8 protein-coding genes are annotated in these 11,690 nt (G+C 75.4%); 2 read left to right on the top strand and 6 right to left on the bottom strand.

What is annotated here, in order from left to right; genetic code table 11:
- Window positions 1-228: 228 nt before the first annotated feature.
- From KBX37_RS00220 to KBX37_RS00200, 5 genes are all read right to left on the bottom strand, one after another.
- Window positions 229-1,152 (bottom strand): hydroxymethylglutaryl-CoA lyase, encoded by a 924-nt coding sequence (locus KBX37_RS00220; RefSeq protein ID WP_210773590.1) that lies wholly within the window; start codon window positions 1,150-1,152, stop codon window positions 229-231.
- A 155-nt stretch (window positions 1,153-1,307) separates the two neighbouring features.
- Window positions 1,308-2,645: an acetyl/propionyl/methylcrotonyl-CoA carboxylase subunit alpha gene (locus KBX37_RS00215; RefSeq protein WP_210773589.1), complete on the bottom strand. Its 1,338-nt coding sequence runs from the start codon at window positions 2,643-2,645 to the stop codon at window positions 1,308-1,310.
- Window positions 2,646-2,848: 203 nt separating this feature from the next.
- Window positions 2,849-3,475, bottom strand: coding sequence for a TetR/AcrR family transcriptional regulator (locus KBX37_RS00210; protein ID WP_210773588.1), 627 nt, complete (start codon window positions 3,473-3,475; stop codon window positions 2,849-2,851).
- Between the two features lie 203 nt (window positions 3,476-3,678).
- Complete coding sequence (locus tag KBX37_RS00205) at window positions 3,679-6,516, bottom strand: hypothetical protein (protein WP_210773587.1); 2,838 nt, start codon at window positions 6,514-6,516, stop codon at window positions 3,679-3,681.
- 7 nt (window positions 6,517-6,523) lie between these two features.
- Complete coding sequence (locus KBX37_RS00200; protein ID WP_210773586.1) at window positions 6,524-8,311, bottom strand: HSP90 family protein; 1,788 nt, start codon at window positions 8,309-8,311, stop codon at window positions 6,524-6,526.
- 113 nt (window positions 8,312-8,424) lie between these two features.
- Between KBX37_RS00200 and KBX37_RS00195 the strand changes: the two genes are divergently transcribed.
- The gene (locus KBX37_RS00195; protein ID WP_210773585.1) at window positions 8,425-9,789 is read left to right on the top strand and encodes an MFS transporter; all 1,365 of its coding nucleotides are present in this window, start codon (window positions 8,425-8,427) and stop codon (window positions 9,787-9,789) included.
- Between the two features lie 46 nt (window positions 9,790-9,835).
- On the opposite strand, the gene KBX37_RS00190 is transcribed toward KBX37_RS00195, so the two are convergent.
- Complete coding sequence (locus tag KBX37_RS00190) at window positions 9,836-10,990, bottom strand: FAD-dependent oxidoreductase (protein WP_210773584.1); 1,155 nt, start codon at window positions 10,988-10,990, stop codon at window positions 9,836-9,838.
- A gap of 100 nt (window positions 10,991-11,090) precedes the next feature.
- On the opposite strand from KBX37_RS00190, the gene KBX37_RS00185 reads away from it, so the two are divergent.
- Window positions 11,091-11,675: a TetR family transcriptional regulator gene (locus KBX37_RS00185; RefSeq protein ID WP_210773583.1), complete on the top strand. Its 585-nt coding sequence runs from the start codon at window positions 11,091-11,093 to the stop codon at window positions 11,673-11,675.
- Window positions 11,676-11,690 lie beyond the last annotated feature (15 nt).

The following is an 11,690-nucleotide window of genomic DNA, read 5'->3' as shown; positions in this document are numbered from 1 at the left end:
CGGGCCACCTCGTGAGCGAACCGACCGACCTGAACGATCGTTAGGCTAGCGCATCGCTCTCCGCTTCGGCGACCCATGGGGGCCGGTCACCACCCCCGCCCGGCGCCCGCCCGGCGCCGCCCGGTACCGATCGACAGCGGTGATCAAGAAGTTTGCGCCAGGAATTCGCGTGGATCTGACGCAAACCTCTTGATCACCGCGAGCGGGGCGTGGGGGGTGGGGGGTGGGTCAGGAGGCGGGCAGCGGTGTGAGGCGGGTGCGGGGGCCGGCGCGCAGGACGCCGGAGGGGAGCTTCTTGCCGACCAGCTCCTCGGCCAGCTCGGCCGCCTCGATCAGCGCGTCCAGGTCGATGCCGGTGTCGATGCCCATGTCGTGCAGCATGTGCACCGCCTCCTCGGTGGCCAGGTTGCCGCTGGCGCCGGGGGCGTACGGGCAGCCGCCGAGGCCGCCGACGCTGGCGTCGAACTCGGTGACGCCCAGCTCCAGCGCGGTCAGCAGGTTGGCCAGGGCGGTGCCCCGGGTGTTGTGGAAGTGCAGCAGCACCGGGATGTGCGCGTTGCGGTCCCGGACGGCGGTGACCAGCTCGCGGACCCGCCGGGGCGTACCCATGCCGGTGGTGTCGCCGAATGCGATCCGGTCGGCGCCGTCGCGGACGACGCGGTCGACGATGCCGGCCACCCGCTGCGGGTCGATGTCGCCCTCGTAGGGGCAGCCGAAGCTGGTCGCCACGATCACCTCGGCCCGGGCGCCGGCGCCGTGCAGCAGGTCGATCAGCTCGGCGATGTCGTCCAGCGACTCCTCGGTCGAGCGGTTCACGTTGCGCCGGTTGTGCGTGTCGCTGGCCGAGACGACCACCTCGATCTCGGTGAACCCGGCCGCGAGGGCCCGCTGCGCACCCCGGGTGTTGGGCACCAGGGCCGAGTAGCGCACCCCGTCGGCGCGGGTGGCGCGCTGCCACACCTCGTCGGCGTCGGCCATCTGCGGGATCGCCTTCGGGTGCACGAACGACACCGCCTCGATCCGCTGGACGCCGGTGCCAGAGAGCGCGTCGAGCAGCCGCACCTTGGCGTCGGTGGGGATCGGCTCCTCGTTCTGGAGCCCGTCCCGCGGCCCGACCTCACGGATGGAGACGAAGTCCGGCAGTTCCGCCATAAGGGGTCACCTCACTGTGACGTAGTGCTGAGCTGGTTCCCCCACCCTCCCACTCCGCACCGCCCATCTGCACCCGACCCTGTCGATCATGAAGTTATTGCCCTCCCCCTCGGCGTGTCGGGGCAAGAACTTCATGATCAACGGGGGTCGAGGGGTCAGCGCATGCGGGAGACGATGCCGGTGTCGTAGTCGCCGGAGAGGAACTCCTCGTTCCCCAGGAGTTCGGCGAAGAAGGGGAGGTTGTTCTTCGGGCCGGTCAGGTCGAAGGCGGCGACGGCGGCCTTGGCGCGCTCGATGGCCTCGGCGCGGGTGGTGCCGCTGACGATGAGCTTGGCCATCAGGCTGTCGTAGAACGGGGTGACCGTGTTGCCCTCGATGTAGCCGGAGTCGACGCGGACGCCCTCCCCCGTGGGCTCGACCCAGGTCTTGATCGCGCCGGGTCCGGGCAGGAAGCGCTTCGGGTCCTCCGCGTTGATCCGCAGCTCGATGGCGTGCCCGCGCGGGGCGAGCGCCTCCGGGTCGAACGTCGGCGCCAGGCCGGCCGCCACCCGCAGCTGCTCCTCCACCAGGTCCACGCCGTAGACCAACTCGGTCACCGGGTGCTCGACCTGAAGGCGGGTGTTCATCTCCAGGAAGAAGAACTCGTTCGTGGCGGGGTCGAGCAGGCACTCCACCGTGCCGGCGTTGCGGTAGCCGACCGCCTCGCCGGCCCGTACCGCCGCCGCCAGGAACCGCTCGCGCAGCTCCGGGGAGACCGCCGGCGACGGGGACTCCTCGACCAGCTTCTGGTTGCGCCGCTGCACCGAGCACTCCCGCTCGCCCAGCGCCACCACCCGGCCGTCGGCCAGGCCGAGGATCTGCACCTCGACGTGGCGTACCCGGGGGAAGTACCGCTCGATCAGCACTGAGCCGTCGCCGAACATCCGCTCGGCGAACGAGCGCACCTTGTCGTACTCGGTGCGCAGCGCGGTCTCGTCGGTAGCCACGCCCATGCCCATGCCGCCACCGCCGGCCGCGGCCTTGACCATCACCGGGTAGCCGATCTCCGCGGCGGCCGCGACCGCCGCGTCCAGGTCGGCCGCCGGGTCGGTGGTGCCGGGCGCGACCGGAACACCGGCCGCCGCCATCAGGTTCCGGGCATTGATCTTGTCACCCATCGCGGTGATCGCGTCCGCGCGGGGCCCGACCCAGATCAGGCCGCTGGCCTCGACGGTACGGGCGAAGTCCGCGTTCTCCGACAGGAAGCCGTAGCCGGGGTGGATCGCCTGCGCGCCGGTCGACTTGGCGGCGGCGAGGATCGCCTCGACGTTGCGGTAGCTCTGCGCCGGGTTGGCCGGGCCGACGCAGACCGCCTCGTCGGCCTCGGTGACGAACGGCAGGCCGGCGTCGGCCTCCGAGTGCACCGCGATCGCGCGGATACCGAGCCGCTTGGCGGTACGGATGATCCGGCGGGCGATCTCGCCCCGGTTGGCGACCAGCAGCGACTCGATCATGTTTCCTCCCGACGTCCAGGGGTGGGGACGGGTGCCAGGTAACCACGCGCCGCCGGTTACTCACGAGTCGCCCGGCCCCCGCCGACGTGGTGATCAAGAAGTTTGCGTCGGCTTGAGCCGGATTCCCGACCCAAACTTCTTGATCAACCGAAGCGGGCGGGCCGGGAGGGCCGGCGGGGGGCGCGGCGGGCCCGCGGGGGGGGTCAGGCGGGGTCGGTGGGGGCGAGGAGGGCGGCGAGGCTGGCGGCGCGGAGCAGTTCGGCGCGGCGGCGGCGGTCGACCTCGCCGCCGAGGAACGGCGTGGAGTTCATCAGGCCGAACGCGGCGTGGGCCAGCACTCGGGCCTCGCCGTCGGGCAGCCCCGGGTGCAGCGCGGTCAGCACGGTCACCCACTCCTCGACGTAGAGCCGCTGGAGCCGGCGGATCTTGCGACGCGGCTCGTCGGGGAGCCGGTCCAGCTCGTGCAGGTGCAGCGCGATCACCGCCGGGTTGGCCAGCGCGAAGTCGACGTGGAAGTCGATCAGCGACTCCAGCGCGCCGCGCGGGTCGTCCGGGTGCCCGGCGGCCCGGTCCCGGCCGCCGGCGAGCAGCCCCTCGCTGACCGGGATCAGCGCGGCGACCAGCATCGCCTCCTTGCCGGCGAAGTGGTGGTACAGCGCCGGCCCGGTCACGCCCGCGGCGGCGCCGATGTCGTCCATCGACACGCCGTGGTAGCCGCGCGCGGCGAAGAGGCCGACCGCGATGTCCAGGATCTCGTCTCGACGGGACCGGCGTCGGCCCGCGCCCGTCGCGCCGTTCGTCCCGCCCCGCGCCTGCTGCTCCACCGCCACCGGGCAAGCCTAGACCGCGCGCCGGCCGTCGTGGAGGCTCGGTTACCGGTCGGTCAGTTCACCGCCCCGCCGCCGGCCCACCGCGTGCTCCCCGGCCGGCCACCCTGGCCGAGTCGGCACGGCCCGACCGGGCCGGGTCAGCCGGGCCGGACCGGCCGGGACTGAGGCAGCGCGGACACCGCCGCCCGGGGCGGCGACCGCCGTCAGTTCTCCTCGATCCCGTGCTCGGCGCGCAGCTTCGCCGCCTCGGCGGACCGGCCCAGGTCGTCCAGGGCCCGGGCGAGCAGCCAGGCCGCCTGGCTGGCCGGCCGGGAGCCGGGCGGCAGCCCGCCCAGCACCTCGCGGAGCAGGCGCTCCGCGTCGGCCGGCCGGTCACCGCGCAGCAGCAGGTCACCGGTGAGCAGTTCGACCTGCGCCGCCTCGCCGAACGCCTCGATCGACCGCAGCCGGTCGGCCACGCCGTCCAGCCGGTCCAGCGCCGCGACCGTGCGGTCCTCGGCGGTCAGCACCCGGGCCACCGCCTCGGCCGCCAGGGCCCGCTCGTACGTCACGACGGGCGGCTCCTCGGGCAGCCCGGTGAGGGCCGCTGCGGCCTCGTCCACCACGTCGACGAGCGCCGAGGCGGCCGGCAGGTCACCGGACCAGAAGAGCGCCAGCAACTGCCGCCGCCGGGCCCGCAGCTCGTCCAGCGGCAGCTCGGCCAGCCGGTACGCCGATGCCGACGCGGCGAACCGCTGCGCGGCCAGCGCGTCCCGGTCGGCGTCGTAGAGGATGCCGCCGGCCTCCTCCAGCACCTGCGCCCGGTGCGGGAGGTTGTCCGGGCTGTCCAGGTTCTCCGCGAGCTGTTCCAGCAGGGCGAGCGCCGGGTCGATCTCACCCAGTCCCTCATAGACGCCGGCCAGCAGGTGCCGGCACCGGTCCGCCTCGGCCTGGGCGCCGAGCCGGTCCAGCCCGAGCACCGCCTCCTCGGCCACCTCGGCGGCCTCGCTCAGCCGGCCGGCCACCCGGTAGGCGTTGGCCAGCTCCCACCGCAGGAAGGCGTCGCCCTCGGCGTCCTGCTCGACGCACAGGGTCACCGCCTCGGCCAGGTCGTCCACCGCGTCGGCGGCCCGGTCGGCGGCGAGCAGCGCCCGGCCCCGGGCCACCCGGACCGCCAGCCGGGCCTCCGCCGGGGCCACCCGCAGCGCCTCGTCACAGGCGGCGACGGCCTCGGCCGGGTCGTCGGCCCAGCGGGCGTACGCCAGGCAGGCGGCGACGAGCATGCCGGCCGAGCCCACCTCGCGGCTGAGCCGGCGGGCCCGCTCGGCGGCCTCGCCCATCTCCTCGCCCCGGTCCAGCTCCTCCAGGACGTGCGCGCGGTGCAGCGCCACCCGGGCCGCCAGCCACGGGTCGACGTCCGCCTCGGCGGCGGCCCGGTCGATCTCGTCGAGCGCGTCGGCCCAGCGCTGCCGGTGCACGTACGCCAGGGCCAGCCGGTCGTGCGCGGCGGCCCGCTCCCGCTGGTCGCCGTGCCGGTCGAGCTGCTCCGCCGACTCGCGGGCCAGCGCCAGCCCCTCCTCGGCGCTCTCGTCGGTCATGCAGAGCAGCGCGCCGAGGCGCCCGGCCACCACCTGTGCGCGCACCGGGTCGGGCACCGCCCGCCAGGCGGCCAGCGCGACCCGGTTGGCCTCGATGGAGGCCGCCGGGTCACCGTCGTCGTTCAGCTCGCCCGCGCGCAGCTCCAGCCGCCGCGCCACGGTGGCCGCCGGCAGCTCGGCGGCGCCGAACCGCTCGTCGTACGCCTTGAGGACGGTGGCGCAGTCGTCGGTACGGTGGGTGCGCCAGCACTCGTCGGCGAGGGCGAGCAGTTCCTCGGCGCTCGCCCCGGCCGGCACCTGCACCGGCTCCGCCCCGGCCACGTCGTTCGGCGCCGGCTCGGGGGTGCGGGTCGGGCGACGACGCAGGCTGGCCGAGAGCGGCAGGTGCTCCCCGACGGGCTGCGCGGCGAGCCGCCGGGCGACCACCTCCGACTGGTACGCCGTGCCGTTGCGCGCGTCGAACCGGGCGGCCAGCGCGGTCGCCGCGTCGGTCAGCTCGGCGGCGAGGCTGGCCACCGGCACCTCCCCGGCCGGCCGGTCGCCGAACGCCCGGCGGTGCACGGTCAACTCGCCCGGCACCTGCCGCAGCGCCGCCGCGGCGGTGGCGGCGAAGTGCATGGCGGCGGCCGGGGTGGGCGCCCGGTCCAGCCAGTCCAGGTGCCGCTCGACGAGTTCCAGGGCGCGGGCGTCGTTCCCGGTCAGGGTGCAGAACTCGACGTGGTCGGCGATCTCCCACAGGTCGGAGAGGTTCGACCGCAGCCGCCGGTACGCCTCCCGGTGAGCGTTCCGCGCGGCCTCCGACCGGCCGGTACGCAGGTACGCCGGCAGCAGCGCGGTGAGGATCGCCTGCGGCTGCTCGGTGCAGCTGAGCCGGCCGGCGAGCACCGGCTCGGCCAGCGCCACCGCCTCGTCGTGCCGGCCCACCTCACACAGGTGGTGCACCTGCGTGGTCGGGTCGCAGCCGGCGCAGTCGGAGAGGGCGTCGCGGGGGGTGGTCATCCACCGGCGGTACCAGTCGGCCGCCTCGTCGTGCGCCCCGAGGTGCGACGCCACCAGGTAGCGGTGCTTGTACACGGCCTGGAGCGAGTGCCCGGTGTCCCGGTAGCGCCGCTCCATGTCGTCCAGCACCGCGTAGGTGCGGTCCAGCGGCAGCTCGGGGAACTTCAGCATGGCGCTGACCATGTACTTGAAGTGCCAGAGCAGCTGGTGGGCGAAGCGCTGGTGGTAGGGCTGCGGGTCCCGGTCGAACTCGGCGAGGCACCAGGAGAAGGTCACGAAGGACTTCGCCGGCTCGCCGCCGTAGACGTACCCGGTGGTGGCCTGCATCCGGGCGGCGAAGGCGAGGTGCCGGTCGTCGCCGGCGTCGGCCCGCCGGATCAGCTGCTCCAGCGCGGCGGTCTGCCCCGCCCCGTACGGCATGTTGTGCGCCTCGTGCAGCAGCCGCCACAGGTCGTCGTCGTTCACGGTCGGTTCACTCCCGTCCCGGTACGGCCCGGCCGAGCAGGCCGAGGAAGGAACTGTTCAGCAGGGCGGCGTCGGCCGCGCGGATGGGGTGGTGCCCGAGCAGCAGCGCCTGCCCGTAGAGCGCCTCGACGGCGAGCCCGACCAGCTCCGGGTCGGTCAGCGTGGTGACCCGGCGGACCAGCGGGTTGCGGTGGTTGAGCACCAGCTGCGGGCGGTCCGGCGGGGCGGAGGCGGCCAGCGCGTCCAGCACGCCGCCCCACAGCTCGTCGGCTTTCTCGCGGCTGGCGGCGAGCTGGTCGTTGAACGCCGCTGACCGGCTGACCAGGTAGAGCGCCGGCAGCGAGACCGGGTCGTACGCCCGGACCACCACCTCGCAGCCGAGCCGTTCCAGGGCCCGCTGGGCGCCGGTCAGGAACGGCCGCAGGGCCAGCTCGACGTGCGGTTCGAGCGCGTCGAAGCGGGTGGTCAGATCGCTCGGCTCCAGCCGTTCGATCAGCACCGACCGGTCCACCGCGGGCAGCCGCTCGATCAGCTCGGTGTCGTACGTGTAGCCGCCGTTGACCACGGCCAGGTCCTGCGCCGCCGCGACGGCGGCGAGCTGGCGGAACTCGTCGAGGCTGGCGGCGTACCGGAGCAGGCCGTGGCGCTGCCGGAACTCGGCGAGGGTGAGCGTGCCGACGTTGGTCTCCATCGGCCACCACTGGTCGACCAGGCGCAGCATCTCGTCGTCGTGCAGGGCCAGCGCCTTGACCCCGAGGTGGTGCACCTGGAGGAACTCGGCGAGCCGGCGCGGGTCGTGCTTGGCCAGCCGGACCAGCCAGCCGCGCACCTGGTCGCCGAGGGCGTCCCGGGTGCCGGTGAGCAGGGTGTCCTCGTAGAGCGCCTCGCGGCTGGCGGTGGGCCGCAGCTCGCTGGCGTCCACCACGCAGTGGGCGAAGAAGGCCCAGTCCGGCAGCAGCCCGTCGGCGTGCTCGGTGAGCAGCATCCGCTTGAGGTAGACCCGGTGCCCGGCCCGCGCCGCCGGGTTCACCGGGGTGGGCAGGATGAAGGCCACCCCGGTCAGCCCGGCCTCCGGCACCGCCAGCGGCACCACGTCGAACGGGACGAAGCCGAGGGTCTCCTGCGCGTACCGGACCAGGGCCGCCCGGTCCAGCGGCGCGCCGGGGGCGGTCGGCCAGGGCGGCGGCCCGGCGGTGGTCGGGGTGTCGCCGACCCGCACGTCGACCGGCAGCAGGCTGCCGTAGAGGCGGGCCAGCTCCGTCACCGTCGGCACGCCGAGCCACTGGTCGGCGTCGCGGCGGGGCACCAGTGTGACGGTGGTGCCGGGCTCCGGCCGGGCCTGCTCGGGCGGGGCGGGCCGGACGGCGTACCGGCCGTCGGACCAGCCCGTCCAGAGCACGGTCGGCTGGTCGGCGTGCCGGGTGACCACCCGGATCTCGTCGGCGACCAGGAAACAGGAGAGCAGGCCGATGCCGAACTGGCCGAGGAACTCGTGCCGGGAGAAGCCCAGCTCGTCGCGCTTGGAGCTGCGGCCGATGGTGGCCAGCAGCTCGTGCACCTGCGCCTCGGTGAGGCCGACGCCGGTGTCGTGCACCCGCAGGGTGCCGTCGCCGGTCAGCTCCGGCGGCTCGATCCGGACCCGGGCGGGGGCGTCCGGTTCGGTGGCGCGGCGGGCGGTGATCGCGTCGACGGCGTTCTGGAGCAGTTCCCGGACGTACACCCGTGGGCTGCCGTAGAGGTGATGACTGAGCAGGTCGACCACGCCACGGAGGTCGACCTGGAAGGTGCGGTCCACACGCTCTCCCCGGTCGGATTCGGCGCTCACCGTACCGGTGATCACCGACCCTGTCCGACCCCTTTCCGGTCGCCTTGACCCTCGACCCGGTCGAGGCGGCAGGGTCCGTCGGCATGACCGCCACCCCACTCGGCCGGGACTACCGGCTGCTCTGGTCCGCCGCCGTCTCCTCCCGGTTCGGCGACGCCCTGCGTACGCCGGCGTTGGCCCTGCTGGCCGCGACGCTGACCCGCGACCCCCGGGCGGTGGCCGTGGTGACCGTCGCGGGGCAGCTCCCGCCGCTGCTGCTCGGCCTGCTCGGCGGCGTGTACGCCGACCGCTGGGACCGCCGCCGGACGATGGCGCTGGTGGACGCCCTGCGGGCGGCCGTGGTCGCGGCGCTGGCCGTCGCGGTGGCGGTGGACCGGGCCGGGGTGCCGGCGCTGGTGGCGACGGCGTTCCTGCTCGCCGCGCTCGGCGTCCTCTTCGACGCCGCCTCGTTCGCGCTGCTTCCCGCGCTGGTGCCCGCGTCGGCCCTGCCCGCCGCCAACGGCCGTCTCCAGGCCGGCACCGCGCTGGCCGGCGCCCTGCTCGGCGCCCCGCTGGCCGGCGTGCTCTTCGCGGTCGCGCCGAGCGTCCCGCTCACCGTGGACGCGGCCACCTTCGCCCTCGCCGCCCTGCTCACCCTCGCCCTGTCCCGGTCCGCCGCCGGCCCCGGTCGGCGTCGCGGCGCCCGGCCTGGCAGCGCCCAGTCGGCACCCGGTCCCGGTCGACCGGGCACCGCCGCCGGCCCGAACGGGCGCGAGGGCCGCCGCGAGCGCGGCAGCGCGGGGCGCTCGGTGTGGCGGGAGGCCGCCGACGGGGTGCGGTGGCTGCGGGGTGAGCCGACGATGTGGCGGATCACCCTGCTCAGCGCGGGGACGAACCTGGCGATCAGCGCGCTGATGGCGGTGCTGGTCCTCTACGCGCTGGACGTGCTGCGGGTGCCGCCGGCCGGGTACGGGCTGTTCATGGCGACGGTCGCGCTCGGCGGGCTGGCCGGGGCGCTCGGGGCGGGGCGGCTGGCCGCCCGGCTCGGCACCACCTCCGCGCTGCGCGCGGTGCTCGCCACGCAGACCGTCGCCCTGGCCGCCTTCGCGCTGGCCCGGCACTCGGTGGTGGCCGGGCTCGCGCTGGCCGTCTTCGCCGCCGGCGGCACGGTGTGGAACAGCCTCTGGGTGGCGTACGGGCAGGGCCGGGTGCCGGCCGCGCTGCTGGGTCGGGTGGGTGCCACCCAGCGGATAGCGGCAGTGCTCACCGCACCGGTCGGCGCGACGCTCGCCGGGCTGGCCGGGGCGGCGTACGGGGTGGGTCCGGTGGTCGGGGCGGCGGCGGTGGTCTTCGCGCTGGTCACGCTCGCGGCGTGGCGGGCACTGCGGCCGGCCGCGCCGGCACCGGACGGCGCCCCGCCCACCAGCGCCGGGACAGCAGCCCGGCCAGGGCCGCTCCGGTCGCGTTGAGCAGCACGTCGCCCCGGTCCCGCCACACCTGCCCCATCGGGGCAGCCTAGCCGGGGCGCTGGGCCAGTCCGGAGAGGCGCAGCGCCAGCCGCCGACGGACGGTCGGGGCGCCGGCGACGACGCGGAGCACCAGGTCGCGCAGCGGGCGGACGACCGGCGGAACGGTGGCGAGCCGGGTCAGCCGGTCGGCGAAGCCGGCGACCTCCTCGGCCAGCGGTCGGCGCGCGGCCGAGTAGTCGTCGAGCAGGGTGTCGGTTCCGCCGGCGATCACGTCGGCGAGGGTGTCGCCGAGGGCGACCGCGTCGCAGATGCCGAGGTTCATCCCCTGCCCGCCGGCCGGGCTGTGCACGTGCGCGGCGTCGCCGGCCAGCAGCACCGGGCCGGCGCGGTAGGTGTCGGCGACCCGGTGGTGGATCCGGAACCGGGAACTCCAGATCACGTTGGTGACCCGGTCCGGCCGCCGGGCCGGCCCCCGCTCGTCGAGCAATGCCTGGAAGTACGCGGCGTCCGGCGCGCGCGGGGCCTGGGCGACCGAGGCGACCACCCGGACCACCCCGTCCGGCAGCGGCGCCCAGACCAGCGGCCCCGGCCGGGCCAGGAAGAGCGCGATCTCGTCGCGGGGCAGCACGCTGCGCACCCGCACGTCGGCGAGGACGAACGACTCGCCGCGGCCGGCCGGTCCGCCGAAGCCGATCCCGGCCAGCTCGCGCACGGTGCTGTGCATGCCGTCCGCGCCGATCACCCACCGGGCGTGGACACGGCCGCCGTCGGCGAACCCGACCACCGCGCCGGCGTCGTCGCGGTCCAGGCTGCTCACCTCGTACGGCCGGTGGACCCGGCCGCCCAGCGCGGTGAGCCGGTCGGTCAGCACGGCCTCGGTGACCGCCTGGGAGACGAGCAGCGCGTACGGGTAGCGGCTCGGCAGGTCGGCGAAGCCGACGCCGAACAGCACCCGGTCGCGGTCGCGGACGGTGAACCGGTGCGACGCCGCTCCCCGGGCCACCAGCAGGGCGGCGGCACCGATCCGATCCAGCACCTCCAGGGTGTACGCGTGCACGACGGCGGCCCGGGAGGTGACCGGCGATTGCGCGGCGCGGTCGACCACGGTCACCTCCACCCCCCGCCGGGCGAGGCTGGCGGCGACGGTCAGGCCGGTCGGCCCGGCCCCCACCACCAGGACGTCGGTGCGCTCGGGCAACATGGCCCACCTCCTATGTCAACAAGTGTTTGCCAACGCTTGTAGGCAAGGTTAGGCCGGGTCGGAGCGCCGTGTCAACGCTTGTTGGCATAGAGTCGGAGGCATGACCGCCGCAACTCCGGCCCGCCGCTCGGACGCCACCCGCGCCGCGATCCTGCGCGCCGCCCGGGAACGGTTCGCCGCCGACGGATACGAGCGCGCCACCATCCGGGCCATCGCCGCCGACGCCCGGATCGACCCGTCGATGGTGATGCGCTACTACGGCAACAAGGAGGGGCTGTTCGCCGCGGCGGCCGAGTTCGACCTGCGGCTGCCCGACCTGGCCGACGTGCCGACCGGGCAGCTCGGCGAGGTGCTGATCCGGCACTTCCTGGACCGCTGGGAGGGCGACGAGACGCTCGCCGCCCTGCTCCGGGCGGCCAGCACCAACCAGCGTGCCGCCGAGCGGATCCGCGGCATCTTCGCCGACCAACTCACCGCCGTCGTGGCCCGGTTCGGCACCGACCCGGCGACCACCGCCCGCCGCGCCGGCCTGGTGGCCAGCCAGACCCTCGGCCTGGCCTTCACCCGCTACATCGTCGGCCTGCCGCCCATGGTGGACGCGGCGCCGGCCGAGCTGGTCGCCTGGGTCGGCCCCACCCTCCAGCGCTACCTGACCGGGACGGCCCCGGACGGGCGTACCGCGTGACGATGACGGCCGTGG

This window comes from Micromonospora sp. U56 (assembly GCF_018070095.1).
GTDB lineage: Bacteria > Actinomycetota > Actinomycetes > Mycobacteriales > Micromonosporaceae > Micromonospora > Micromonospora purpureochromogenes.
The sequence above is the reverse complement of the archived record's forward strand: the minus strand, read 5'-3'. Positions and strand labels throughout refer to the sequence as shown.